Raw genomic sequence first — 25,107 nt, forward strand, 5'->3', positions numbered from 1 at the left:
ATGTCCGGCTCCTCGACCGTATCCGAGGGGGTCTGCGGGTGCGCGGCGAGCGCGGGGGAGCGCGCGCGGCGGGGTCGCGAAGAGCGTCACATGCGATGTCTGCGCAGGTCAGACATGCTTCCGCGACCGCCCTGACGCCCGACGGCGCTCGACCACGAGCGCCAGCAGCGCACCGACGAGCGCGACCCACTCGGCGACCGCGGCCGTGACCTGCTGGACCCCGCCGACCGTCTCGTTCACGCTGAAGAAGCCGACAGTCGTCGACAGGTAGAACGCGCCCAGCGTCGCGACCGAGAACCCGATCGCCCCCAGGAGCGGCAGCCAGTGGCGCCACACCAGGACCAGGAGCCCGAGCGCGAAACCTGCGACGGCGTTGAGCAGGAACAACGGACCCACGACCTCGATGTCCTGGTAGCCCTGGACGTAGAGGAACAGGTGCACGTCGGCCGACAGCAGCAGCCCCGCGGCCGTCACGCCGCGCAGCAGCCACGCGCCGCGCGGCAGCGGCGGAGGCACGGGAGGCGTGCCCGACGCCGGGGAGCGCCCTGCGGTCGAGCCGGTCGAACCGGTCGAGCCGTCGGCGGGAGGAGGTCCGGACGCGTCCATGAGGTGCTCCGAGTGCTCTGGTGCAGGTGGGCTGCGTGGTCCGGCGCGGGCGGGGTGCCCGTGCCGGGCGGGCGGTGCCGCGCTCGCGCGCGGCACGAAGCCCGATGCTTCAATTGAAGGACCGATCGACCCGGGACGCACGGCGGAGGGTGACCATGAGGACCTCGACCACGCAGGTGACCTCGGCGCACGCGGCGACACCCCCGCAGGCAGCGACACCCCCGCACGACCTCCTCTCGCGGCGCTCGCTCCTCGTGTCCGCGGGCACGGGCGCGGGTGCGCTGGTCCTCGCGGCCTGCTCGGGCGGCGGGGGCGGGACCGCCGGGACCACGGGCGAGGGCGGGGCGACGAGCGCGACGTCCGCGGCGCCGTCGGGCACGGTCGTCACCGCCACGGGCGACGTGCCCGTGGGCGGCGCGGCGTCGGTCCAGGTCGACGGCGCGCCCTACCTCGTGACCCAGCCCGAGGAGGGGACGTTCGAGGCCTTCAGCGCGATCTGCACGCACCAGGGCTGCACGGTCGCGCCGGGGGACGGCGAGCTCGACTGCCCCTGCCACGGGTCCCGCTTCGACCTGAGCACGGGCGACGTCCTCGGCGGCCCGGCGCCCTCGCCGCTGCCGCGGCTCGCCGTCACGGTGAGCGGGACCGACGTCGTCACGACCTGACGCGCTCCTGGCCCCGGCCGCGGCGCCCCGTCACGCGGCCGCCGGGACCGCCCGCCGCGGGCAGCCTCACCGCCCGCCTGCCGGACGTCCACCGCTCCCGCACGAACGGCTTCGTAGACTGTCCTGGTGACCACTCCACTCCTCGAGTCCCCGGACGGCGCACCCCAGGCGGGTGCCTCCTTCTCGCAGCCCCGCGCGCACGCCGCCTCCGAGGTGCACCTGCCGGTACGGGCCGAGCACGCGGGGATCGAGCCGTACGGGGCACCGCAGCTCGACGTCCCCGTCCTGCTCAACGTCAACGAGAACCCCTACGCGCCCTCGGCCGAGGTCGTCGCGACCATCGCCGCCGACGTCGCCGCTGCTGCCGCGACCCTCAACCGCTACCCGGACCGCGACTTCCTGGGGCTCCGCCAGGACCTCGCCGACTACCTCGCAGGGGAGTCGGGAGTGCGCGTGGCTCCCGAGCAGGTCTGGGCCGCGAACGGCTCGAACGAGATCATGCTCCACCTGCTCCAGGCCTTCGGCGGACCGGGCCGCACCGCGCTGTCCTTCGCGCCCACCTACTCGATGTACCCCGAGTACGCGCGCGACACCTCCACGGCCTGGGTCACCGGGCGCCGCGAGGAGGACTTCACGCTCGACGCCGACGCCGCCCGCGCGGCGATCGTCGAGCACGCGCCGTCCGTGATCCTCCTCGCCAGCCCCAACAACCCGACCGGTACCGCCCTGACGCGCGAGGTCGTCGAGGCCGTGTGCGAGGCGGCGCTCGCGGTCACGCCGCGCGGCGCCGAGCCGGGCACGTCCGCGGTCGTCGTGGTCGACGAGGCGTACGGCGAGTTCCGTCGCGCCGGTGTCCCCTCGGCCCTCGAGCTGCTCGAGCGCTACCCGAACCTCGCGGTCACGCGCACCATGTCCAAGGCGTTCGCGCTGGCCGGGGCCCGCGTGGGCTACCTCGCCGCGTCGCGCCCGCTCGTGGACGCGCTGCGCGTCGTGCGCCTGCCGTACCACCTGTCGGCCGCGACGCAGGCGGTCGCCCGCGCGGCGCTCAAGCACTCGACGTCCCTGCTGGCCCAGGTCGACGACCTGCGGGCCGAGCGCGACGCCACGGTCGCCTGGCTGCGCGCCCAGCGCCCGGCCGCCCTGGGCGGCGCGCCCCTGCGGGTCGCCGACTCCGACGCGAACTTCGTCCTGTTCGGCACCTTCCCGGACCGCCACGCGATCTGGCAGGGCCTGTTGGATCGAGGCGTCCTCATCCGGGAGACTGGTCCCGACGGATGGCTGCGGGTGTCGATCGGCACGCCGCAGGAGATGACGGCGTTCAAGGACGCCCTGGTGGAGGTGGCAGGACTGTGAAGCGCACCGCGCGCATCGAGCGCGCGACGTCGGAGTCGAGCGTCCTCGTCGAGCTGGACCTCGACGGGACCGGGAAGACGGACATCTCGACGACCGTCCCGTTCTACGACCACATGCTGACGGCCCTCGGCAAGCACTCGCTCATCGACCTCACGGTCAAGGCCACGGGTGACACGCACATCGACGCGCACCACACGGTCGAGGACGTCGCGATCACGATCGGCGAGGCGCTCCGGATCGCGCTGGGCGACAAGGCCGGGATCTCGCGCTTCGGCGACGCCATGGTCCCGCTCGACGAGGCGCTCGCGCTCGCGGTCGTGGACGTGTCGGGCCGCCCGTACCTCGTGCACGAGGGCGAGCCCGCGGGGCAGGAGTACCACCTGATCGGTGGCCACTTCACGGGGTCGCTCACGCGCCACGTGCTCGAGTCCATCGCGCACCACGCGGCCATCTGCATCCACGTGCGGGTGCTCTCGGGCCGCGACCCCCACCACATCGTGGAGGCGCAGTTCAAGGCCCTCGCCCGCGCGCTGCGGTTCGCCGTGGCGCCCGACGCCCGGGTCGACGGCATCCCGTCGACCAAGGGCGCCCTGTGACCTCCGAGCCGACCACCCCCGCTCAGCCCGACGGGCCTGAGCACGGCGATCACCCCCGCGACCCGCGGACGACCGAGACGGACGACATGACCACCCCGCAGAACCCCGCCGACGAGCCCGAGCTGGACCTGGAGATCCCGGACGACATCTCGAGCCTGCTCACCCCGTCCTCCGACCCCGAGGTTGCGGTCCTCGTGACGCAGATCGCGGGCGCCGAGCCGCTCGCCGCGGCGTGCTCGATCGCGCAGATCGAGGTCGACGCAGTGCCCACCGGCATCGGTGCGCTCGCCGTCCTGCGCGACCTGTCGGGCGACGCCCCGCAGCGGGCGGCGGCCGCGATCTCGACTCTCGTCAAGGGCGTGCCCCTGATCCTCCTGACGCGTCGGGGCGAGCAGCTCACCGCGACGCGCTGGGAGGACGGGGTCGAGGGCGACACCCTCGCCCCCGGCCTCGTGCTCGGCGGTGCCCCCGAGGAGCTCGAGGACCTCGTCACGGGTCAGGCGACCGTCGCGGACCTCCAGGGCGTCGTCCCCAGCTCGGACATCTCGCGCTGGAAGGCCATGCGCCTGCTGACGGCCTCCGCCCGCAAGGCGCGCAAGAAGTGAGCGAGGGGCCCTCGGTCGTCGTCCTGGACTACGGTTTCGGCAACGTCCGTTCGGCGGTGCGCGCGCTCGAGCGGGTCGGCGCGCGCGTCGAGCTGACCGCGGACCGTGCGCGCGCGTCGGAGGCCGACGGGCTGGTCGTGCCCGGCGTCGGGGCCTTCGCCGCCGTCATGGCGGGGCTCAAGGCCGTGCGCGGCGACCAGATCGTCGAGCGCCGCCTCGCGGGCGGCCGTCCCGTGCTCGGGATCTGCGTCGGCATGCAGGTCATGTTCGACGAGGGCGACGAGCACGGCACCCTCACCGAGGGGCTCGGCGAGTGGCCGGGCATCGTCGACCGCCTCGAGGCGCCCGTGGTCCCGCACATGGGGTGGGACACGGTCGAGGTGCCCGAGGGCTCGGTGCTGTTCGACGGGGTCGCCGACGAGCGGTTCTACTTCGTGCACTCCTATGCGGCCCGCCACTTCTCGCTGGGCGTCGACGAGCCCGTGGGCGCGGCGTTCCGCGCCCCGCTCGTCACGTGGTCCGCCCACGGCGGCCGGTTTGTCGCGGCCGTCGAGAACGGTCCGCTCTCCGCGACGCAGTTCCACCCGGAGAAGTCCGGCGACGCCGGTGCCCGACTCCTGGAGAACTGGGTCCGTTCGCTCTGACCTCCCGTGCGGGCGGGGCCGGCCCCGCCCGTTGACCGACCGTTCCAACGCGTCACCCGGCGCCCGCGCGCAGCGCTCGCGCCCCACCCACTCGTGAATCCTCGGAAGGACCACCTCATGACCGATCGTCTCGTCCTGCTGCCCGCCGTCGACGTCGCCGCCGGGCAGGCGGTGCGCCTCGTCCAGGGGGAGGCGGGCTCGGAGACCTCGTACGGCGACCCGCTGTCGGCGGCGCTCGACTGGCAGGCCGGCGGCGCCGAGTGGGTGCACCTCGTGGACCTCGACGCGGCCTTCGGTCGCGGCTCGAACGCCGAGCTCCTGGCCGACGTCGTGGCGCGCCTCGACGTCAAGGTCGAGCTCTCCGGGGGCATCCGGGACGACGAGTCCCTGGCCCGTGCGCTCGCGACGGGCTGCTCGCGCGTGAACCTCGGCACCGCGGCCCTCGAGAACCCCGAGTGGACGGCCAAGGTCATCGCCGAGCACGGCGACGCGATCGCGGTCGGGCTCGACGTGCGCGGCACGACGCTCGCGGCCCGCGGCTGGACGCAGGAGGGCGGGGACCTGTGGGAGGTCCTCGAGCGCCTCGACGCCGCCGGCTGCTCGCGCTACGTGGTGACCGACGTGACCAAGGACGGAACGCTGCGCGGCCCGAACATCGACCTGCTGCGCGAGGTCGCCTCGCGCACCGACGCCCCGGTCGTCGCGTCGGGAGGTATCTCGAGCCTCGCGGACCTGGAGGCGCTGCGCGCGCTCGTGGGCGAGGGCGTCGAGGGGGCCATCGTCGGCAAGGCCCTGTACGCGGGCGCCTTCACGCTGCCCCAGGCCCTCGACGTTGCAGGCCGTCCGTGACCTCGTCGACCTCGCCCTCCCCGGCTCCCGAGGACCCGCACGCGGGGCACGCGCACGGCGCGTCGCCGTTCTCGAAGGGCCCGGCGGGCGAGGGGACGGGCAAGGCGCTGCCTCCGTCCTCGGGCTTCTCGGACGACGACGGCTCGGCCGACCCGGCACTCACGAGCGTCCTGGCGGACTTCTCGGCGGGGACGGTGGGCCTCACCGAGGTCGTCGCCCGGCTCGGCCGCACGCGGCTGCTCATCCCCATCCTGGCCGAGCTCGAGAAGTCGGGCGTCGGCGAGCACGGGCAGAAGGTCGACAAGGAGGCCTCGGCGGGCGTCGTGGCGCTCGAGGCTCCCGACGGACGGCGGGCGCTCCCGGTGTTCTCGAGCGTCGCGAGCATGGCCGCCTGGCGGCCTGACGCTCGCCCGGTCCCGGTCGACGCGCCACGCGCCGCCCTGTCAGCCGTGAGCGAGGACTGGTCCCTGCTTGTCCTCGACCCGTCGGGACCGGTCACGGTCCTGGTCCCGCGCCCCGCGGTGTGGGCGCTCGCGCAGGGGAAGCAGTGGGCGCCCGCGGTCGCGGACGGCGTGGTCGCGGCCGACGTCGCGGCGGAGGTCGCGGGAGCGGTCTCGGGGATCGAGCACGTCGCGGCGGTCCGCGCCGAGACGGGTCGCAGCGCCGAGGTCGCCGTCGTGCTCTCGATCGACTCGGGGCTCGACCGGCGCGGCCTGGACGCCGTGCTGGCGCAGGTCAACGCGGCCCTCGCGGGCAACGACGTGGTCTCGGAGCGGGTCGACTCGCTCGAGCTGCGCATCGGGCGCGCGGACTGACCTGCGGGCGTGGCGTCGTCGGGCGCCTTGCGGGGGCATGCGTGCCCCGCGGGCGCCCGACGACGAAGCCCGCCTCGCGCTGCGCAGCTCGCGCACGCGGTGCCTCAGCGGCGACGGCGTCCCAGGACCCAGCCGCCCACGAGCGCGACCACCATGGCCACGACCTGGCCCCCCAGGATGACCCGGTTGAGGTCGAGGGCGGGGTGCCAGCGCGTGCCGTCGGGGCCCACGGAGTAGACGCCGACGGGACGCACGTGCACGCCGTAGCCCCCGCCGCCCCCGGCTCCCTCTCCCGAGCCCTCGCCCTGCCCGGCGTCGTCGGCCGAGGGACCCGTGGACCCGTCGAGCGCACCGACGCCGTACCCGTAGCCCGTCCCGGTGCCGCCCCACACCTTGGCCACGGGGATCACGAGGGTCCCGTCGCGCTCGTAGGCGTCGCCGAAGACCTTGCGCACCGAGAAGGCGTCGCTCGCCGCGCGCGTGATGAAGGAGGGTTCGGGCCGACCGGCCGCGTCCTTGCTGCTGTCGCTGCTCATGCCTCGCAGCCTACGAGCAGGGCGGCAGGGTCGCGAAGGCTGACGAGTCGTCGAGCATCGCGCGCAGCGTCGAGACGGGTACGAGGAGCGACGCGTCGGTCGACTTCGCGTAGACCACGCCGATCACCTCGCCGGCCTCGTTGAGCGCGGCCGAGCCCGAGCTGCCGGGCTCGACCTGCGCGTCGGTCACGAGCACCTGGCCGAGGTTCTCGTGCAGGGGATCGGTGGCGGTCCCCACCACCTTGCCCTGCGTGACCGTGAGCTGACCACCCTCGGGGTAGCCGACGACCGTCACGGTGTCGCCCTGGGCCGGGTCGGCGGCGGCGAGCGTCGGGGCCGAGGGGAGGTCGTCGCTCGTGCGCACGATCGCGAGGTCCGCGAGCCCGGCTGCGCTCGCCGTCTCGACCTGGATGTCGCGGCCGTCGTACGTCAGGACCTGGAGGGACTTCGACCCCTCGACCACGTGCTTGTTGGTGATGAGCGTGCGGTCGTCGAGCGCGAAGCCCGAACCGGTCGAGAGGGACGAGCACCCGACGTTGCGGATGCGCACCGCCATGCGCTTGACGGCGTCGAAGCCGTCGGGGGACAGGTTCTCCGACCCGACGGGATCGGCCTGGGGGGCCACGCTGGGCACGACCGAGGTCGGCATGGGCTCGGGCAGCTCCGGCAGGACCCCGCACCCTCCGGCCAGGGCCGCGACGAGCGACACGGTGACGGCCGCTGTCACCGGGCGGGCGGCCGACCGGCGCCCGTGGCGTCGCGTGCGTCTCACTTCTCGAGCTCCTTCTGGAGCTCGGTGTTGGCGGCGGTCGCAGCGTTGCACAGGTCGTCGACCTGGGTCGCGAAGCGCGCGAGGTCGTCCGGGTTGTAGGCGTCACGGTTGTTGAGGTAGCCGATGAGCTCGTCCTGGGCGGTGGTGCACTGGCCGAGGGCACCGGCGACGGTGCCGGCGGCCTCGGAGATGCGTGCCTGGTAGTCGAGGTACTGCTGCGAGGCCACGTTCTCGTCGCCCAGCTGGGCCTTCTCGTTCGCGAGCGCGGTGATCCGGTCCTGGGCCGTCGTGAGCTGGGAACGCGCGGACTCGAGCTCGGCGTTCGCGCCGTCGAGGTCGGCGTCGAGCTGGGCGACCTGCCGGCCGAGCTCACGGGACTCCTCCTCCCACTGCGCGCTGCGGTCCTGCCAGCTCAGGGTCGTGACCAGGAGGTACGCCGCGAGGCCCAGTGCGACGACGAGTGCCGCAGAGAGCACGACGATCGCGACGGTCTTTCCGCGCCCCGGCCGGGGCCGTGCGGGTCCGGCGTCGGGTCCCGTCCTGTCCGCGGCGGACAGGTAGGCCTGCGTCTGCGGGGCGGGCCCGTGCGGGAGCGAGGTCGTGGCGCCCGGCGTGAACGTCGGCGGAGCGGGCGGCGGGCCGGGAGTTCCGCCGGGCGGGGGCACGACGCCGTCGCCCCCGTGCGCGCTGGACGGCGGGGGAGGCGTCGGCTGCCCGCCCGGCGGGGTGCTCAACTGACCGCGCCCGTGTACTTCTCGCCCGGACCCTCGCCCAGGGCGTCGGGGTAGACCGAGGCCTCGCGGAACGCGAGCTGGAGCGAGCGCAGGCCGTCGCGGAGCGAACGGGCGTGCTGGTTGCCGATGTCGGGGGCGGAGGCGGTCACGAGCGCGGCGAGGGCGTTGATGAGCTTGCGCGCCTCGTCGAGGTCCAGGTGCTCCTTCTCGACGGCGTCCTCGGCGAGGCCGCACTTGACCGCGGCGGCGCTCATGAGGTGGACGGCGGCGGAGGTGATGACCTCGACGGCCGCGACGTCGGCGATGTCCCGGGTGGCGTCCTGGGCGATGGGGTCGTTCTCGGTAGTCATGTGCTCATCCTTCCAGAGGGAACGTGCGCCCGGGACCTGTGCGGGGCGCCCGGCCGGGCCGGACGCGGGGTGCGACGGGGCCTGACGGGTCGCTTCGGCGTCGGGCCAGGAGCGGGAGACGAATAGTGTGCCAAGCGACGTCGTTCGACGCCGCCCGGCGCTGTGGGCGGGCGGCGGTCACGAAGATGCCCGGAGGCCGGGCCCGCGAGGAGCGGACCCGGCCTCCGGGCTTCGACGACGGGGCCTTCCTGCCCGACGACGTCGCGCCGGGCAGGAGCGCGGGCGTCAGGAGTGCGCGGGCTCCGACGTGACGCCGGGCTCGTCGGCCGCGAGCGGGGCGACCTCGAGGGCGCTGCGCAGAGCGGCGCCCAGGGTCGCGTCCACGTTGGTCCAGTACTGGATCGCACGCTCGCGGATCGCGATGCTCTGCACGCCGCCGACGGCCCCCGTGATGGTCTCGAGGAAGCGCGCCTTGGCCGCGTCGTCGAAGACCTCGCGGTAGAGCGTGCCGGCCTGGCCGAAGTCGTCGTCCTCGGCATGCAGCGTCGCCGCGGCGCGCGTCAGCTCACCGTCCGACTCCCAGGACCCGACGCCCGCACGTGCCTCGTCGGCCACGGGGCCGCCCAGGCTGTTGGGGGCGTAGACCGGCGTCGTGGGCGCGTTGAACCCGTGACGCTGCGCGCCGTCCTGCGAGTAGTTGTGCACCGGCGCGGCGTGCGGCGCGTTGACCGGGATCTGGTGGTAGTTCGTGCCCACGCGGTAGCGCTGCGCGTCCGGGTAGGAGAACACGCGGGCCATGAGCATCTTGTCGGGGCTGATGTCGATGCCCGGGACCGTGTTCGCGGGCGAGAACGCCGCCTGCTCGATCTCCGCGAAGAAGTTCTGCGGGTTGCGGTTGAGCGTGTGCGTCCCGACCTTGATGAGCGGGTAGTCCGCATGCGGCCAGACCTTCGTCAGGTCGAACGGGTTGAAGCGGTACGTCTTGGCGTCCTCGTACGGCATGACCTGGACGTGCACGTCCCACGACGGGAAGTCGCCGGCCTCGATGGCCTCGTACAGGTCGCGGCGGTAGTGGTCGGCGTCGGCGCCCGCGATGAGCTCGGCCTCCGAGCCCTCCATCTCGACGTTGCCCTGGTTCGACGTGAAGTGGTACTTGACCCAGAAGCGCTCGCCCGCGGCGTTGATCCACTGGTAGGTGTGCGAGCCGAAGCCCGGCATCTCGCGCCACGAGCGCGGCAGGCCGCGGTCGCCCATGAGGTAGGTGACCTGGTGCGCGGACTCGGGGGACAGGGTCCAGAAGTCCCACTGCATGTCGGCGTCGCGCAGGCCCGAGCCCGGCAGGCGCTTCTGCGAGTGGATGAAGTCGGGGAACTTGATGCCGTCGCGGATGAAGAAGACGGGGGTGTTGTTGCCGACGATGTCGTAGTTGCCCTCGGTCGTGTAGAACTTCACCGAGAACCCGCGCACGTCGCGCCAGGTGTCGGGGGAGCCCTGCTCGCCCGCGACGCTCGAGAAGCGCTGCAGCGTCTCTGTGCGCGCGCCCGGCTGGAACACGGCCGCACGGGTGTACGCCGACACGTCCTCCGTGACGACGAACTCACCGAACGCGCCGCCGCCCTTGGCGTGCACGATGCGCTCCGGGATGCGCTCGCGGTTGAACTGCGCGAGCTTCTCGACCAGGTAGCGGTCGTGCAGCGCCGTCGCGCCGTCTGCGCCCGCCGTCAGCGAGTGCGCGTCGCTCGGGACGGGGGTGCCCGTCTGGGTCGTGGTGAAGGGGGTGTTCGTCATCGTCTTCTCCTTCAGGTGAGGGCTCTGAGCGCCCTGGGGCCTGTATGTGGGTAGGGGGCGGTAGGGACAGGTGCTCCGGGGGAGCGGTGAGGAGGTGAGGAGGTCGGGCCGGGACGCGCCCGGGTCCGAGGTCGACCGGTGTCAGTCCGCGCAGTCGGGACACAGGCCCCAGTACGTGACCTCGGCGGTGTCGATCGTGAAGCCGTTGTTCCCGCTCGGGGTCAGGCACGGCGCGTGCCCGACCGCGCAGTCGATGTCCGCGACGGCGCCGCACGAGCGGCACACCACGTGGTGGTGGTTGTCGCCCAGGCGTCGCTCGTAGCGGGCCGGGTGGCCCGCGGGTTCGATGCGGCGCAGGAGGCCGTGCTCGGTGAGGGTGTTCAGGACGTCGTAGACGGCCTGGACGGACACCGTGCCGAGGACCTCGCGCGTCGCCCGCAGCACGTCGTCCGCGTCGGCGTGCTGCTGCCGGGTGACCACGTCGAGGACCGCGAGGCGGGCGGCGGTCACCCGGAGCCCGCTGTCGCGGAGCTCGGTCTCGTGGTCCGCGGGGCGGACCGTCTTCTCGGTGGGCACGTCCTCACTCTACCCACATTTTCTGGAAGAGTTCCAATGATGGAGGATGTCCAGCGTGTGGCGCGCCGGTGGACGGCGGGTGCTGGGAGGGTGCGCCGCGTCGGGCGTCGGGCGTCGGGCGTCGGGCGCGGCGACCGCGGCCGTCGGTGCATGATCCGGGGGTGCGCGGAGCTCCCCGGACGTGCGTGCTATTCTTGGTGGCTGACCGACCCGTAGGTTCTCGTCGAGGCTCCAGAAGGTGCTTCGGAGAGCGAACTGCGGGTGCGCAAAGTGGATTCCATCCCACCTGAGCTTCAACTGCTGACGATCGTCACGACAGAGGCCGGGTCTCGGTCCGGAGCGTCGCCGTTCTTCACGGTGGCGCGACGGTGTGTTCGTCGCACCCGCGACGACCCGATCGATGGCCTCCTCCCTGCGCTCTGGGACGGGGGCCTTTCCCGTTCCTGGTGGTCTACCGACGACTTCCTAGGAGCATCACATCAGCGAGCCTCGCATCAACGATCGGATCCGTGTCCCCGAGGTCCGACTTGTCGGCCCAGGTGGGGAGCAGGTCGGCGTCGTCCGCATTGAGGTCGCCCTGAGCCTTGCCCAGGACGCTGACCTCGACCTGGTGGAGGTCGCCCCCGACGCACGCCCGCCGGTGTGCAAGCTCATGGACTACGGCAAGTTCAAGTACGAGTCGGACATGAAGGCCCGTGAGGCTCGCCGGAACCAGGCGAACACGGTCCTCAAGGAGATCCGTTTCCGTCTGAAGATCGACCCGCACGACTACGGCACCAAGAAGGGCCACGTCGAGCGCTTCCTCGCCGCGGGCGACAAGGTCAAGGTCATGATCATGTTCCGTGGCCGTGAGCAGTCGCGCCCGGAGATGGGTGTCCGTCTCCTGCAGCGCCTCGCCGACGACGTCGCCGAGCTCGGTTTCATCGAGAGCATGCCCAAGCAGGACGGGCGCAACATGGTCATGGTGCTCGGCCCGGTCAAGAAGAAGGCCGAGGCCAAGAGCGAGCAGCGCAAGCGTGCTCAGGAGGCCGAGCCCCGCCCGACGAAGTCGGCCGCCAAGTCCGCTCCGGTCGAGGTCTCCGAGGAGCCCGCGGACGGCGGTGACGTGCCCTTCGAGGTGCAGGTCGCCGAGGCCGCCGAGCTCGTCGCGTCGGCCGAGGCCGCTGCCGCGGCCAAGGCTGCTGCCGCTCCCGAGCCCGCGCCGGCCCCCGCCGCTGCTCCGGCAGCAGCGCCCAAGGCTGCCGCCCCCAAGGCCGCACCCCGTGCGTCCGCCCCGAAGGCCGCGCCCAAGGCCGCTGCTCCCGCAGCACCTGCGGCCACGCCCAAGCCCGCGACGGCTCCCAAGCCCGCGACGGCTCCCAAGCCCGTCGCGGTGCCCAAGCCGGCCGCACTGCCCAAGCCTCCGGCCCCCCGGCCGGCAGCGCCCAAGCCGAGCGCGGCCAAGCCGAAGCCCGGCGGCAAGCCCAGCTGACCAACTGACACCGAGCCAGGCCCACCGGCCACGGCCCGAACACGTCGGGTCCCTCCCGGGATCTCGACCAGACAAAGGAGAAACGGCAGCCATGCCGAAGAACAAGACGCACTCCGGCGCCAAGAAGCGGTTCCGCATCACCGGCAGCGGCAAGGTCATGCGCGAGCAGGCCAACAAGCGCCACCTGCTCGAGCACAAGTCGAGCACCCGCACGCGTCGCCTGTCTGCTGACCAGGTCGTCGCCCCCGCTGACGTCAAGAAGATCAAGAAGCTGCTCGGTAAGTGATCTGCCTGGTGGTCGCGCCCCTGGCGCTGACCACCGCTGAGTCCCTACCTGAGCCCCGAACTGCAAGGAGCATCACGTGGCACGCGTGAAGCGGGCGGTCAACGCCCAGAAGAAGCGCCGTACAACTCTCGAGCGCGCTGCGGGTTACCGCGGCCAGCGTTCGCGTCTCTACCGGAAGGCGAAGGAGCAGGTCACCCACTCCCTCGTCTACTCCTACCGCGACCGCAAGGCGCGCAAGGGCGACTTCCGTCGTCTGTGGATCCAGCGCATCAACGCTGCGTCCCGCGCGCAGGGCCTGACGTACAACCGCCTCATCCAGGGCCTCAAGGCTGCTGGCATCGAGGTCGACCGTCGCGTCCTCGCTGACCTCGCGGTCAACGACGTCACGGTCTTCAACGCGCTCGTCCAGGCTGCGAAGGACGCTCTGCCTGCCGACGTGAACGCCCCGAAGGCTGCTGCCTGATCATCGAGCAGCGACTCTTCTCACCGGACGCCCGCACAGTGAACGATCTGTCCTCAGGTCGCCCCGTACCGTTCTTCCGTCGCGTTCCCGAGGTCTCGAACCCTCGGAGCGACCGGGTCAAGGCGGTCCGGGCACTGTCCGGGCGTCCGGCGCGTTCGCGCCACCAGCAGTTCCTCGTGGAGGGACCGCAGGGGGTGCGTGAAGCCGTCCGGCACGGCGCGCGCCTCGTCCGCGACGTGTACGTGACGTCGTCGGCCGCCGACCGCTACGCGGAGATCGTCGACGACGCGCTCGCCGAGGGCCTGCACGTGCACCTCACGACGCCCGACGCGTTCGAGGCCATGAGCTCCGACGCCCAGGGCATCCTCGCGGTCGTCCGGACCCAGGACCTCACGCTCGACGACGCGGTCTCCGCCTCGCCGCGGCTCGTCGCGGTCCTCGCGACCGTCCGCGACCCCGGCAACGCGGGCACGGTGATCCGTGCCGCTGACGCCGCCGGCGCCGACCTGGTCGTCCTCGCGGGCGAGAGCGTCGACGTGCACAACCCCAAGGTCGTGCGCTCGACGGCGGGCTCGCTGTTCCACGTCCCCGTCGTGACGGGCGTGAGCCTCGCCGAGACGGTCGACGCGCTGCGCGGCGCCGGGCTGGCCGTCCTGGCCGCCGACGGCGCCGGGGACCACGACCTCGACGGCCTGCTCGACGTCGCCGGCAGCGCCCCTGGCGAGACTCCCGACCTCTCGCGGCCGACCGCTTGGATCTTCGGCAACGAGGCCTGGGGCCTCCCGCCCGAGGACCGCGAGCTCGCCGACGCGGTCGTGAGCGTCCCGATCCGGGGCCAGGCCGAGTCGCTCAACCTCGCGACGGCTGCCACGGTCTGCCTGTACGCGTCGAGCCGCGCGCACCGCCCGCGCAGTGTCGGCACGTCCGCCCCGACCACCACCGTCGGCGACGCGGACGGGACCCTGTGAGGGGACGGTCGGCGCGACTGTTCGCCGCCCTGTACCCCTCCGACGAGGCACTCGACCACCTGGGGCTCGCGCTCTCCGCCCTCGGCGCGGTCGCCCTCGACGACGGGCGGCCCTCGCTGCGCTGGACCCCTCGCGACCTCATGCACCTCACGGTCGCCTTCTTCGGAGAGGTGGCGGAGGGTGCTGCGGACGACCTGGCCGGGGCCCTCGACGAGGTCGCCCGGGACGCGGAACCGCTGTCGCTGCACCTGCGCGGTGCCGGGACGTTCGAGGACCGCATCCTGTTCGCGGGCGTGGGCGGCGACGCGGAAGCCCTGCGACGCCTGAGCGCCGCGACCGCGGAGGCGGCCTCCGACGTCGGGGTGCGGCTCGACCGGAGGCCCCGCCAGCGCGCTCACCTGACCGTGGCGCGCGCCTCCGGCCCGCGCAGGACCGGCCGTCGCAGGTCCGACCCGCAGCCCACCGGCCCAGGACTGGGCGAGCTCGCCCACGCCCTGGCCGTCTACGAGGGGCCGCGGTTCACCGCGGACGAGCTCTGCCTCGTCGAGTCGACCCCGGGGGCGGGGCGCAGCGGCGGCCCGCTGTACCAGGTCGTGCGGACGTTCGGTCTCGGCGAGCATCGCTGACGCAACCGTTCGACACGCCGGGTGGTCCGCCCGGGATGCCCAGGCTCTCCCACGCCCGCGAGGCGGCGATGTGGGACCATGAGGACATGCAGCGCGATGATCGCCGATTTACGTGGCCCGCTCGAGGGCCGCGCGGCTGACGCTGCGCACGTCGACCACAGGACACCGCGCGGTGGCCTCGGATCGACCGGTCGTGCCCCGGCGGGCGCTCTAGAATCTTCAGTTGGACGCGCGAGGTGACCTCTGCGCGTCCGATCCCGATCCCGCCAGGAAGGCACGCATGTCCACCCCTGATCCGGTCCAGCCCGCCGCGCCCTCGCCGCTCGACGGCCCCGCGCTCGAGGCCGTCCTCTCCGAGGCCCTCGCCGCCGTCGAGGCCGCCCGCGACCTCGACGAGCTCAAGACGGTGCGCCTCGAGCACACCGGCGACCGCAGCGCCCTCGCGCTCGCGAACCGCCAGATCGGCCAGCTCGCGCCCGCCGACAAGGCTGCCGCGGGCAAGCTCCTCGGCCCGATCCGCGGCCGCCTCAACCAGGCGCTCGCCGCGCGCACCCAGGTCCTCGAGGCCGAGCGCGACGAGCGCGTCCTGGTCGAGGAGTCGGTCGACGTGACGCTCCCCGTCGACCGCGCACGTGCAGGCGCCCGTCACCCGCTCGAGACGCTCCAGGAGCGCGCCGCCGACTTCTTCACGGCCATGGGCTGGGAGATCGCGGAGGGCCCGGAGATCGAGGCCGAGTGGTTCAACTTCGACGCGCTCAACTTCGGTCCTGACCACCCGGCCCGGCAGATGCAGGACACGTTCTTCCTCCAGGCCCCCACGGGACCCGACGGCGAGCCCGGCGAGCCGTCGAACCTCGTGCTGCGCACGCACACGTCGCCCGTGCAGGCACGCACACTCCTCGAGCGCGAGCTGCCCGTGTACATCGCGTGCCCCGGCAAGGTGTTCCGTACCGACGAGCTCGACGCGACGCACACCCCCGTCTTCCACCAGGTCGAGGGCCTCGCGGTCGACAAGGGCCTGACCATGGCGCACCTGCTCGGCACGCTCGACCACTTCGCCAGGGCGATGTTCGGCCCGGAGGCCCGCACGCGCCTGCGCCCGTCGTTCTTCCCCTTCACCGAGCCCAGCGCCGAGATGGACCTGTGGTTCCCCCAGAAGAAGGGCGGGGCCGGCTGGATCGAGTGGGGCGGCTGCGGCATGGTCAACCCGAACGTCCTGCGCTCCGCGGGGATCGACCCCGAGGTCTACTCGGGCTTCGCGTTCGGCATGGGCATCGAGCGCACGCTCATGCTGCGCCACGGAATTGCTGACATGCACGACATGGTGGAGGGCGACGTCCGCTTCTCGACCCAGTTCGGAATGGGGATCTGATGCCGAACATCGTCATCGACTGGCTCGGCGAGCACGTCGAGCTGCCGGCCGACCTGACGGCCGAGACGCTGGCCGCCGCGCTCGTGAAGGTAGGGCTGGAGGAGGAGGCGATCCACGGGTCGTCCGTCACCGGTCCGCTCGTCGTGGGCCAGGTCGTCTCGGTCCAGCCCGAGGAGCAGAAGAACGGCAAGGTCATCAACTGGTGCCAGGTCGACGTCGGGACGCACAACGTCGACGGCGTCCCCGTCGCCGAGGGCGGGACCCCGCGGGGCATCATCTGCGGCGCGCACAACTTCGGTCCGGGTGACCGCGTCGTCGTCGCGCTGCCCGGCGCGGTGCTGCCCGGACCGTTCCCCATCGCGAGCCGCAAGACCTACGGCCACGTCTCGGACGGCATGATCTGCTCGGCCAAGGAGCTGGGTCTGGGGCAGGACCACGACGGCATCATCGTGCTCGACCGCTACGGGTACTCCCCGGAGACGGGCTACGACACGACGCCTGGCACGGACGCGCTCGAGCTCCTGGGCCTGGGTGACGAGGTCCTCGAGATCAACGTCACCCCGGACCGCGGGTACTGCTTCTCCTACCGCGGCGTGGCCCGTGAGTTCTCGCACTCGACAGGTGCGGCCTTCACGGACCGCGGGCTCCCGACGGGCGACCTGCCCGGTGTGACGCCCGACGGCTTCCCGGTCGAGGTCGAGGACGGCGCCCCGATCCACGGCGTGGCCGGTTGCGACCGGTTCGTCACGCGGATCGTGCGCGGCATCGACCCGCAGGCGCCGACCCCGGCGTGGATGCAGCGCCGACTGACCCAGGCGGGCATGCGACCCATCTCGCTCGCGGTCGACATCACGAACTACGTCATGCTCGACCTCGGTCAGCCCCTGCACGCCTACGACCTCGCCAAGGTCGCCGGGCCGATCGTCGTGCGCCGCGCGACGCCGGGGGAGCGGCTCACGACGCTCGACGACGTCGACCGTCGCCTCGACGTGGAAGACCTGCTCATCACCGACTCGCCCGAGGGGACGCGCGGCTCGCGCGTGCTCGGGATCGCGGGCGTCATGGGCGGTGCCTCGAGCGAGGTCAGCGAGACCACGACCGACGTCCTGGTCGAGGCCGCGCACTTCGACCCGATCACCGTGGCCCGTTCGGCACGCCGTCACAAGCTGCCGTCCGAGGCGGCCAAGCGCTTCGAGCGCGGTGCCGACCCGGCGCTGCCGCCCGTCGCGGCCCAGCGCGTCGTCGACCTGCTCGTCGAGCTCGGTGGCGGCACGGCGGACGACGCCGTGAGCGACCTCAACGCGGTCGCCCCCGTCGCACCGATCGTCTTCCCGATACACGAGGCCGAGCGCCTCGTGGGCGTCGCGTACACCTCGGAGCAGGTGCGCGGCGTGCTCGCCGAGATCGGCTGCACGGTCCGTGACCTCGACGGTGGCACGACCCTCGAGGTCACCCCGCCGACCTGGCGGCCCGACCTGACCGGTGCCGCAGAGCTCGTCGAGGAGATCGCGCGCCTCGTCGGCTACGACAAGATCCCGTCGATCCTGCCGCCCGCCCCGGCGGGTCGCGGGCTGACGACCTCGCAGCGGCTGCGTCGCTCGGTCGCGCGAGCCCTCGCGGAGGCCGGGTTCGTCGAGACGCTCAGCTACCCGTTCGTGAACCCCCAGTCGCACGACGACCTGCGCCTGCCCGCGGACGACGACCGTCGCCGTGCGCTGAGGCTCGTCAACCCGCTCGCGGACGACCACCCCGAGATGCGCACGAACCTGCTGACGACGCTGCTCGGCACGCTCAAGCGCAACGTGGGGCGCGGGAACGCGGACCTCGCGATCTTCGAGATCGGCCTCGTGACACGCCCCGTGGCCGGTGCGCCGGCAGCCCCGCAGCTCCCGGGCGGCGTCCGCCCGAGCGAGCAGGACCTCGAGACCCTGCAGGCCGCGGTGCCGCCCCAGCCCCGCCGGGTCGCGGGCGTCCTGACCGGTCAGCGCGTGGCCTCGGGCTGGTGGGGTGCGGGTCGCGCGGCCGACTGGACCGACGCCCTGGCTGCCGCCCGGCTCGTGGCCGAGCGCGTCGGCGCCCAGGTGAGCGTGGTGGCCGACCACGACCACGCGCCGTGGCACCCGGGCCGGACGGCGAGGCTCGAGCTGGCGGACGGGACCGTCGTCGGGCATGCCGGTGAGCTGCACCCCAAGGTGCTCGAGACGCTTGGCCTGCCCGCGCGGACCGTCGCGTTCGAGGTCGACCTCGACGCGCTGATCGCCGCCGCCCCGGGCCAGCCCGTCCAGGCGGAGCCCGTCTCGTCGTTCCCGCTCGCGAAGGAGGACCTGGCGCTCGTCGTCGACGCCTCCGTGCCGGCCTCGGCCGTGCGCGCCGCGATCGAGGAAGGGGCGGGCGACCTGCTCGAGGAGCTCGCGCTGTTCGACGTCTACACCGGCCCCCAGGTCGGCGAGGGCAAGAAGTCCCTCGCGTTCTCGCTGCGTCTGCGCGGCACCGACCGCACGCTCACCGCGGAGGACTCCGCGGCCGTGCGCGCCGCGGCGGTCGCCGCGGCGCACGAGAAGGTCGGGGCCGAGCTTCGTGGCTGACGTCACCACCGTGGTCCCCGCGCGCACCGCCCTCGTCACGGGTGGTGCGCGCGGGATCGGCCGCGCGGTCGTGCTGGGGCTCGCCGGTGCGGGCCTCGACGTCGCGGTCCTGGGCCGGGACGCGTCCCGCGTGGACGACGTCGTCGCGCAGGTCCGCGCGCTGGGTCGCCGCTCCGTGGGCCTGGTCGCGGACGTGGGCGACCCAGCCGCGGTGGACGCGGCCGTCGCGCGGGCCGAGGCGCAGCTGGGCGGGATCGACCTCCTGGTCAACAACGCCGGGCGCATCGACGCCGAGGTCCCGCTGTGGGAGGCCGACCCGGACGAGTGGTGGTCCGTCATGGAGACCAACGTGCGCGGGCCGTTCCTGCTCGCGCGGGCGGTCGTCCCCGGGATGCTCGCGCGGGGCGGGGGACGGGTCGTCGACCTGAACTCGGGCGCAGGGTCGCACGACATGGACGGCGCGACCGCGTACAACGCGAGCAAGACCGCGCTGCTGCGCATCGGGTCGAACCTGCACCTGTCGGGCCGGACCCGCGGGCTGCGGACGTTCGAGGTCTCGCCGGGAGTGGTGCAGACCGACCTGACCGCGTCGATGGACATGCACGTGGGGCGCACCGAGTGGACGCCCGTCGAGCGCACGGTCGAGATGATCGTCGCGATCGCGGCCGGCGAGCTCGACGCGTGGTCGGGGACGTTCGTGCGGGTCACGCACGACTCTCCGGCGTCGCTGCGGGCAGCCGCCACGGCCGGCTCCGGGGACGCCGTGCCGGGGCCTGAGGCCCGCCGGCTGCGTGTGACGCGCTTCGGCGACGACGACCCGATGCCCGGAGCGCTCCCCGCTCGCTGACCCCGTCCGCACTGACCGGCGGTCAGTGGTGGTGGCCGTGCCGGCCGAGGGTCTCCACGGCGGTGGCCCCCGGCCGGGTCCACTGCGGCACGGGACGCGTGGTCTCGCTCCAACCGGTGACGCCGTCCGCGTCCGAGCGCCAGAACCAGCCCGGGTCGCGCCCCTCGGGCCATCCGTCCGGCTGCGCCTCCCAGGCCTCGCCACGGCCGTAGGGCGTCATGTCGAGCAGGGCGAACGCCGGGTTGGTCGGCTCGGTGCCGCGGCCTGTCGTCCGGTAGGTGAGGAACACGTCGTCGCCGTCGCGCAGGAAGCACGAGAGGTACCCCATCTCGCCGCCCACGGGCGCGTCCAGCTCGCGCACCGAGTACCAGGGCTGGGTGTAGCCCATGAACTCGACGAACGGGGCGACCTCGTCCCACGCCCCGGTCGTGACGATGGCGAACGAGACGCCGCGCGCGTTGAGGTAGACGGCGTCCTTCAGGTTCCAGGCCGTCCAGGTGCAGCCCTCGCACTGGCCCTGGTGCGGCGCGCCGTCGTGCCACATGTGCTGGTAGACCACGAGCTCGTCGCGGCCTCCGAAGAGGTCCAGGAACGGGACGGGGCCGTCGGGACCGACGACCTCCACGGTGCCGTCGATCCTCACCATGGGCAGCCGCCGTCGGGCGGCCGCGATGGCGTCTCCCTCGTGCGTGTGCGCCTTCTCGCGGACCAGGAGCTCGTCCCGGGTGGCTTCCCAGGTGGCCAGGTCGACGACGGGCGGTCGGCCGGACAGGGTCGTGGTCGCGTCCTCGGGCGGGGTCGTCATGGTGTCCTCCGTGCGGGCTCGGGCAGGGACGCACGGCGCGCTCCTGCGGTCACGAGGGCAGACTCGGGACCGGGCCGGAACTCATCGTCGGTGGTGGCGCGTCGTCAGTGGTTGCGGCGCCCCCGCGAGGCGCCGAACGGCCCGCCCACGAACAGCCCCAGCCCGAGCACGAAGCCGAAGTCGTACCAGTTCCCGTTGTTGTGGACCTCGTAGATGTTCACCGTGTCGGTGAACAGCGAGACGACGAACGTGACGGGCACGATGACGCCCTGCCACAGGCCGAGCCAGAACCCGGCCGGGCTGCCGTCCGCGGTGGGCGTGCCGACGTCGGGGTTGGGGCCGGGGGCGCAGGCCGCGAGCGCGAGCGCCCCGACGACCAGCGCGGCGGCGAGGGCGATGCGTCGGGCTCGTGGTGACGTGAGCGCGGTGGTCACGGTGGCGTGGGGCGAGACGTCGTGCGTCGGGTGCATGGCCGACCTCCTGGTGGCTGGAACGGACGGTCGCCCCCCAGCATCCGCCGTGGGACGCCCCGGCTCAACCGGAGGCCCGCCCCGGCCCCCGCCGGCGCCTGGACGACAGCCACGCCTCGACCGCGGTCACCCGGTCGCGGGCAGCCGCCGCGTCCCGCCGATGACGAGCGTGACGTCGACGTCGACGTCCGCGAGCCCGGCCTCGTCGAGGGCCGTGCGCAGGGTGCCGGGGTCCGCCTCGGGGGCCGGGCCGATCGCCTCGATCCGCAGGACGGACCCGCTGAAGGCGATCCCGGTGATCGTCCACTGCTCCTGCTCGGCCCACGCCGCGGCGACCGGTGCGGCGGCGATCTTGTCCGCGTTCTGCCGCAGGACGTGCTGGCTGATCGCGCTGAGCGGCACTGCGACGACGAGCAGCGCTGCCGCTACCGTGACGAGGCTCGCGCCGCGCAGGGGGCCCACGAACCTCTCGGCCTCGCCCGCGGCCGTGCGGACCTGGAACAGCAGGAAGACGAGCGTGCCGGTCGCGATGATCGCGGCGACGTTGGTCGCGAACAGCAGGAGAGCCCCCAGTGCCTGGTCCGGGGCGCCCGACTCGAGCGTGAGGCCGACGACCGCGAGCGGCGGGACGAGCGAGATCGCGATCGCGACGCCGGGCAGCGCGTCCGACACGTCGGCGCGCACCAGGGCGAACGCCCCGACTGCTCCGGTCGCGAGCGCCGCGAGCAGGTCGATGAGCTGCGGCGTGACGCGGCCCGCGACCTGGCTGTTGGTCGCCGCGACGATCTCGATCGGGACGAACAGGCCGACGAGGTAGCCGGTCGCGACCACCCCGGCCGCGCCCGCGACGACCAGGAGCGCCGACGAGGTCAGGTTCCGGTGGTCGTTGAGGACGATCGCGAGCGCCGTCCCGACGATGGGCGTCATGAGGGGAGCGACGATCATGGCGCCGATCACGGTGGCCGTGCTGTCTGCCGCGACGCCCGCCGACGCGATGACGGCCGCGAGGATCAGCAGGGTCCAGAACGTGGCCTGCCGGGACCGCGCCGTCGGGCCCTCGGAGATGAACAACGCGGTGGTCATCCGCTGGATGTCGGCCGTCGTGACGCGCATGCTGCCTCCTGGTGCTGTTCGTGCCCCCAGCATCACAGGGGGTGCTCGCCCGCGCTCGGTACGCTGCCGGACATGTACGCCGTGACCCCACCCCATGCCCAGGGCTTCCTCGACGTCGGCGACGGCCACGAGATCTGGTGGGAGGTGCGGGGCAACCCGGACGGCAAGCCCGCGGTCGTGCTGCACGGTGGGCCGGGGTCCGGGTGCACCCCCGGGTCGGCGCGGCCGTTCGACCCCGAGCGGTACCGCGTGGTCCTCCTCGACCAGCGGGGTTGCGGTCGGAGCCGGCCGCTCGCGAGCAGGGACGACGCCGACCTGTCGACCAACACCACGGCGCACCTGGTCGCGGACGTCGAGCGGCTGCGCCAGCACCTGGGCATCGACGCGTGGCTGGTCCTGGGGACCTCGTGGGGTGCGACGCTCGGGCTCGCGTACGCGGTGACGCACCCGGAGCGCGTCACCGAGGTGGTCCTGGGCGCGGTCACGAGCACCACGGCCCGAGAGGTCGAGTGGATCACGCGTGACATGGGGCGCATCTTCCCCGAGGAGTGGGACCGGTTCGTGGCAGAGGTGCCCGTGGCGGAGCGTGACGGCAACCTCGCGGCGGCCTATACCCGCCTGCTCGCGTCCCCGGACCGTGCGGTGCGTGAGCGCGCGGCGGCGGCCTGGTGCCGCTGGGAGGACGTGCACGTCTCGCTCGTGCACGGGTTCGAGCCCTGGGACCGCTACGAGGATCCCGGCTTCCGGCTGCTGTTCGCGCGCCTGGTGACGCACTACTGGGCGAACGCGGCCTTCCTGCCCGACGGCGCCCTGCTGGCCGGGGTGCGCGGGCTCGGCGCGGTCCCGGTGGTCCTGGTGCACGGGCGTCAGGACGTGTCGGGCCCGCTCGACGTCGCGTGGCGCCTGCACCGAGCGTGGCCGGGGAGCGAGCTCGTGGTGCTCGAGGGCGCAGGCCACGGGGGCCCGGGGTTCCCGGAGGCGCTGGTCGCGGCGACGGACGGGTTCGCGGGCTAGCAGCCGCACCGCTCGGCTAGGGTGAGGCCCAGCCTGTCCCCGCAGTCGACGACGACCTCCGAGGTGACCGACATGCCCCGCCGTACCGCCCTTCTCGTCGGAGCCCTGGCCGTGTCGTGCGGCTCGCTCGTGCTCGCTGCCGCGCTCGGCGCGGCCGGACCGGTCGCCATACCCGCTGAGGGGCCGTGGTCCGTCCACGTCGAGGGCCCGTCCGAGGGGGACGCGGAGTGCGCGGCGGATCCGGCAGTCGCCCTCGCGCTGACGCCGGCGATCATGCCCCCGGTCGGGACGTCGTTCAATCTGGTCCCCGACGCCACCCGCGCCGACCTGGAGCGTGTCGTGTCCTGTCTCGAGAAGCACGTGTCGACGTCGCGGATCAGTGTCGTGCCGACCGGGACCCCGGCGGCCCCCTGACCGGGTCGACGGACGGGCCGACGGTGCTGGTGCCACGTGGCGAACGCCTGCCCGCGGGTGTGCCGTCCGCCCGCTAGAGTTCGCTGCGAAGACACGGGGTGCCCGCTCCCACGAGCCGGGCTGAGATCACACCCGTCGAACCTGATCTAGCTAGCACTAGCGAAGGGATGTCGGCAATGTCGCTTGCTGCCACCACACCTGTCCTGCCCACGACTGGCCCCACGTCCGCGGCGGCCCGGGATGCCGCGCACGGCGCGTCGCCGGGGGCTGCCAAGCCCTCCCGACCCCGGGTCCTGTCGATCGCGGGCACCGACCCGACGGGAGGCGCCGGGATCCAGGCCGACCTCAAGGCGTTCGCGGCGCACGGCGCGTACGGCATGGCGGTCACCACCGCCCTGGTCGCGCAGAACACGCACGGCGTCCGTACGGTCCACGTCCCTGGCGCGGACTTCCTCACCGAGCAGCTCGACGCGGTCTCGGACGACGTGGTGATCGACGCCGTGAAGATCGGCATGGTCGCCGACGAGCCCGGCGCGCGCGCCATCGCGGCGTGGCTGAGGCGCGTGCAGCCGCCGTTCGTCGTGCTCGACCCCGTCATGGTCGCCACGAGCGGGCACCGCCTCCTCGACGAGGGGGCCGAGCAGGCCGTGCGCGAGCTGGTCGCGCTCGCCGACCTCGTGACGCCGAACCTCCCCGAGCTCGCCGTCCTCGTGGGCGAGCAGGCCGCGACCACCTGGCCCGACGCCCTCGCCCAGGCGAGGCGCCTGCACGTGGCGAGTGGCGCCGTCGTGCTCCTGAAGGGCGGTCACCTCACCGGGGAGGAGTCGCCCGACGCCCTGGTGGGCGCTCGCGGGCCCGACGACGTCACGACCTTCTCGGCGCCCCGCATCGACACCGTGCACACTCACGGGACCGGGTGCTCGCTCTCGGCAGCGGTCGCCGCGCTGCGACCCCGGAGGGACGGCTGGGAGAGCGCGACGCGCGACGCCAAGAACTGGCTGACCGGCGCGCTGCAGGCCGGGGGAGCGCTTGCGGTCGGCACGGGCCGCGGGCCCGTCGACCACCTGGCGCACCTGCCCGCGCTCGGGCAGCGGGTGTTCTCGGAGGAGGCCTGGGAGCGCATCGCGGGCTGGCGCGAGGCCGTCGAGCGGATGGGGTTCGTGCGGGCGCTCGCGGACGGGAGCCTCTCGGCGGGGGACTTCGGGTTCTACCTCGCGCAGGACGCCGCGTACCTCGCCGAGTACTCGCGCGTGCTGTCGCGGGCGAGCCAGCTCGCACCGACGCCCGAGGCGCGGCAGTTCTTCGCCGGTGCCGCGGTCACCTCGCTCGAGGTCGAGCAGGCGCTGCACCGCGACTGGTTGGGTGCGCACGCCGGGATGGACCGCGGGGCGGTCGAGAGCATCGACCCGTCGCCCGTGACGGCCGCCTACACCAACCACCTCCACGCGGCCTCGAACGGGTCCTACGCGGAGACGGTCGCGGCCCTGCTGCCGTGCTACTGGCTCTACTCGCACATCGGCGACGTGCTGGTGCGCCAGGCGGGGGAGCTCGACGGGCACCCCTACGCGCGGTGGATCTCGCTCTACGGCGACCCGGCCTTCCAGGAGGCGACGCGCGCCGCGTGCTCGTTCGCCGACGAGGCCGCGCGCTGGGCCTCGCCCGCCGAGCGTGAGCGGATGCTGCGCGCGTTCGAGGTGTCCTCGATGCACGAGTACCTGTTCTTCGAGCAGGGGCTGACCCGGGCGACCTGGCCGGCACCACCCCGGGCGGCGCGCTGAGGTCCC

Annotated in this window: 28 protein-coding genes and 1 riboswitch; of the genes, 18 read left to right on the forward strand and 10 right to left on the reverse strand. The window is 73.4% G+C overall.

The window, feature by feature from the left end:
- Positions 1-108: 108 nt before the first annotated feature.
- Positions 109-606 (reverse strand): hypothetical protein, encoded by a 498-nt coding sequence (locus WFH32_RS02690; protein WP_336706145.1) that lies wholly within the window; start codon positions 604-606, stop codon positions 109-111.
- A 155-nt stretch (positions 607-761) separates the two neighbouring features.
- Here WFH32_RS02690 and WFH32_RS02695 point away from each other — a divergent pair, with 155 nt between their 5' ends.
- From WFH32_RS02695 to WFH32_RS02725, 7 genes are all read left to right on the forward strand, one after another.
- A complete protein-coding gene (locus WFH32_RS02695) occupies positions 762-1,271 on the forward strand; it encodes a Rieske (2Fe-2S) protein (protein ID WP_336706146.1) in 510 nt (169 codons plus the stop codon).
- Positions 1,272-1,484: 213 nt separating this feature from the next.
- The gene (locus WFH32_RS02700) at positions 1,485-2,624 is read left to right on the forward strand and encodes a histidinol-phosphate transaminase (RefSeq protein WP_191795702.1); all 1,140 of its coding nucleotides are present in this window, start codon (positions 1,485-1,487) and stop codon (positions 2,622-2,624) included.
- Positions 2,621-3,220, forward strand: coding sequence for an imidazoleglycerol-phosphate dehydratase HisB (hisB, locus tag WFH32_RS02705; RefSeq protein WP_191790683.1), 600 nt, complete (start codon positions 2,621-2,623; stop codon positions 3,218-3,220). Before WFH32_RS02700 ends, hisB begins: the two co-directional genes overlap by 4 nt.
- Positions 3,221-3,306: 86 nt before the next feature.
- On the forward strand, positions 3,307-3,825 hold the full coding sequence (locus tag WFH32_RS02710; protein ID WP_191795678.1) for a hypothetical protein: 519 nt from the start codon (positions 3,307-3,309) through the stop codon (positions 3,823-3,825).
- On the forward strand, positions 3,822-4,469 hold the full coding sequence (gene hisH / locus WFH32_RS02715) for an imidazole glycerol phosphate synthase subunit HisH (protein ID WP_191795679.1): 648 nt from the start codon (positions 3,822-3,824) through the stop codon (positions 4,467-4,469). The genes WFH32_RS02710 and hisH overlap by 4 nt, the downstream gene beginning before the upstream one ends.
- A gap of 117 nt (positions 4,470-4,586) precedes the next feature.
- Positions 4,587-5,318 carry a bifunctional 1-(5-phosphoribosyl)-5-((5-phosphoribosylamino)methylideneamino)imidazole-4-carboxamide isomerase/phosphoribosylanthranilate isomerase PriA gene (priA, locus tag WFH32_RS02720; protein ID WP_191790686.1) on the forward strand — a complete coding sequence of 244 codons (732 nt, stop codon included), beginning with the start codon at positions 4,587-4,589 and terminating at the stop codon, positions 5,316-5,318.
- The gene (locus WFH32_RS02725) at positions 5,315-6,133 is read left to right on the forward strand and encodes an SseB family protein (RefSeq protein ID WP_336706147.1); all 819 of its coding nucleotides are present in this window, start codon (positions 5,315-5,317) and stop codon (positions 6,131-6,133) included. Before priA ends, WFH32_RS02725 begins: the two co-directional genes overlap by 4 nt.
- A gap of 104 nt (positions 6,134-6,237) precedes the next feature.
- Here the strand turns inward: WFH32_RS02725 and WFH32_RS02730 are convergent, their stop codons facing one another.
- The 6 genes from WFH32_RS02730 to WFH32_RS02755 form a co-directional block, all read right to left on the reverse strand.
- Positions 6,238-6,669: a spore germination protein GerW family protein gene (locus WFH32_RS02730; protein ID WP_191797381.1), complete on the reverse strand. Its 432-nt coding sequence runs from the start codon at positions 6,667-6,669 to the stop codon at positions 6,238-6,240.
- Positions 6,670-6,679: 10 nt separating this feature from the next.
- On the reverse strand, positions 6,680-7,441 hold the full coding sequence (locus tag WFH32_RS02735) for a S1C family serine protease (protein ID WP_318244223.1): 762 nt from the start codon (positions 7,439-7,441) through the stop codon (positions 6,680-6,682).
- Positions 7,438-8,175, reverse strand: a complete 738-nt coding sequence (locus WFH32_RS02740; protein ID WP_336706148.1) for a hypothetical protein — start codon at positions 8,173-8,175, stop codon at positions 7,438-7,440. The genes WFH32_RS02735 and WFH32_RS02740 overlap by 4 nt, the downstream gene beginning before the upstream one ends.
- On the reverse strand, positions 8,172-8,525 hold the full coding sequence (locus WFH32_RS02745; RefSeq protein WP_030150476.1) for a DUF1844 domain-containing protein: 354 nt from the start codon (positions 8,523-8,525) through the stop codon (positions 8,172-8,174). Before WFH32_RS02745 ends, WFH32_RS02740 begins: the two co-directional genes overlap by 4 nt.
- A gap of 285 nt (positions 8,526-8,810) precedes the next feature.
- Positions 8,811-10,313, reverse strand: a complete 1,503-nt coding sequence (locus WFH32_RS02750) for a catalase (protein ID WP_191797379.1) — start codon at positions 10,311-10,313, stop codon at positions 8,811-8,813.
- A gap of 141 nt (positions 10,314-10,454) precedes the next feature.
- Positions 10,455-10,889: a Fur family transcriptional regulator gene (locus WFH32_RS02755; protein WP_191797377.1), complete on the reverse strand. Its 435-nt coding sequence runs from the start codon at positions 10,887-10,889 to the stop codon at positions 10,455-10,457.
- 505 nt (positions 10,890-11,394) lie between these two features.
- On the opposite strand from WFH32_RS02755, the gene infC reads away from it, so the two are divergent.
- From infC to WFH32_RS02795, 8 genes are all read left to right on the forward strand, one after another.
- Positions 11,395-12,360 carry a translation initiation factor IF-3 gene (infC, locus tag WFH32_RS02760; RefSeq protein WP_336706178.1) on the forward strand — a complete coding sequence of 322 codons (966 nt, stop codon included), beginning with the start codon at positions 11,395-11,397 and terminating at the stop codon, positions 12,358-12,360.
- A gap of 91 nt (positions 12,361-12,451) precedes the next feature.
- Positions 12,452-12,646, forward strand: a complete 195-nt coding sequence (gene rpmI / locus WFH32_RS02765) for a 50S ribosomal protein L35 (protein WP_030150472.1) — start codon at positions 12,452-12,454, stop codon at positions 12,644-12,646.
- A gap of 76 nt (positions 12,647-12,722) precedes the next feature.
- A complete protein-coding gene (rplT, locus tag WFH32_RS02770) occupies positions 12,723-13,109 on the forward strand; it encodes a 50S ribosomal protein L20 (RefSeq protein WP_030150471.1) in 387 nt (128 codons plus the stop codon).
- 47 nt (positions 13,110-13,156) lie between these two features.
- Positions 13,157-14,077 carry a TrmH family RNA methyltransferase gene (locus tag WFH32_RS02775; protein WP_336706179.1) on the forward strand — a complete coding sequence of 307 codons (921 nt, stop codon included), beginning with the start codon at positions 13,157-13,159 and terminating at the stop codon, positions 14,075-14,077.
- Positions 14,074-14,703 (forward strand): RNA 2',3'-cyclic phosphodiesterase, encoded by a 630-nt coding sequence (gene thpR / locus WFH32_RS02780; RefSeq protein ID WP_336706149.1) that lies wholly within the window; start codon positions 14,074-14,076, stop codon positions 14,701-14,703. The genes WFH32_RS02775 and thpR overlap by 4 nt, the downstream gene beginning before the upstream one ends.
- Positions 14,704-14,983: 280 nt before the next feature.
- Positions 14,984-16,075 carry a phenylalanine--tRNA ligase subunit alpha gene (gene pheS, locus WFH32_RS02785; RefSeq protein WP_191797373.1) on the forward strand — a complete coding sequence of 364 codons (1,092 nt, stop codon included), beginning with the start codon at positions 14,984-14,986 and terminating at the stop codon, positions 16,073-16,075.
- Positions 16,075-18,660, forward strand: a complete 2,586-nt coding sequence (pheT, locus tag WFH32_RS02790) for a phenylalanine--tRNA ligase subunit beta (RefSeq protein ID WP_336706150.1) — start codon at positions 16,075-16,077, stop codon at positions 18,658-18,660. The genes pheS and pheT overlap by 1 nt, the downstream gene beginning before the upstream one ends.
- Positions 18,653-19,507, forward strand: coding sequence for an SDR family NAD(P)-dependent oxidoreductase (locus WFH32_RS02795; RefSeq protein WP_191797369.1), 855 nt, complete (start codon positions 18,653-18,655; stop codon positions 19,505-19,507). The genes pheT and WFH32_RS02795 overlap by 8 nt, the downstream gene beginning before the upstream one ends.
- Positions 19,508-19,529: 22 nt before the next feature.
- Here the strand turns inward: WFH32_RS02795 and WFH32_RS02800 are convergent, their stop codons facing one another.
- The 3 genes from WFH32_RS02800 to WFH32_RS02810 form a co-directional block, all read right to left on the reverse strand.
- Positions 19,530-20,312 carry a DUF899 family protein gene (locus WFH32_RS02800; RefSeq protein ID WP_191797367.1) on the reverse strand — a complete coding sequence of 261 codons (783 nt, stop codon included), beginning with the start codon at positions 20,310-20,312 and terminating at the stop codon, positions 19,530-19,532.
- Positions 20,313-20,416: 104 nt separating this feature from the next.
- Positions 20,417-20,782: a hypothetical protein gene (locus WFH32_RS02805; RefSeq protein WP_336706151.1), complete on the reverse strand. Its 366-nt coding sequence runs from the start codon at positions 20,780-20,782 to the stop codon at positions 20,417-20,419.
- Between the two features lie 126 nt (positions 20,783-20,908).
- Positions 20,909-21,895 carry a DUF389 domain-containing protein gene (locus WFH32_RS02810; RefSeq protein ID WP_191797365.1) on the reverse strand — a complete coding sequence of 329 codons (987 nt, stop codon included), beginning with the start codon at positions 21,893-21,895 and terminating at the stop codon, positions 20,909-20,911.
- 72 nt (positions 21,896-21,967) lie between these two features.
- Between WFH32_RS02810 and pip the strand changes: the two genes are divergently transcribed.
- The 3 genes from pip to thiD all read left to right on the forward strand — a co-directional run bounded on the left by pip (position 21,968) and on the right by thiD (position 25,101).
- The gene (gene pip, locus WFH32_RS02815) at positions 21,968-22,909 is read left to right on the forward strand and encodes a prolyl aminopeptidase (RefSeq protein WP_336706152.1); all 942 of its coding nucleotides are present in this window, start codon (positions 21,968-21,970) and stop codon (positions 22,907-22,909) included.
- A 72-nt stretch (positions 22,910-22,981) separates the two neighbouring features.
- Positions 22,982-23,323, forward strand: a complete 342-nt coding sequence (locus WFH32_RS02820; protein ID WP_336706153.1) for a hypothetical protein — start codon at positions 22,982-22,984, stop codon at positions 23,321-23,323.
- An 84-nt stretch (positions 23,324-23,407) separates the two neighbouring features.
- Positions 23,408-23,508, forward strand: a riboswitch (TPP riboswitch).
- On the forward strand, positions 23,500-25,101 hold the full coding sequence (gene thiD / locus WFH32_RS02825) for a bifunctional hydroxymethylpyrimidine kinase/phosphomethylpyrimidine kinase (protein WP_336706154.1): 1,602 nt from the start codon (positions 23,500-23,502) through the stop codon (positions 25,099-25,101). (Overlaps the previous riboswitch by 9 nt.)
- Positions 25,102-25,107 lie beyond the last annotated feature (6 nt).

The sequence above is a fragment of the Oerskovia sp. USHLN155 genome, assembly GCF_037145535.1.
In the GTDB taxonomy this organism is placed as follows: domain Bacteria; phylum Actinomycetota; class Actinomycetes; order Actinomycetales; family Cellulomonadaceae; genus Oerskovia; species Oerskovia rustica.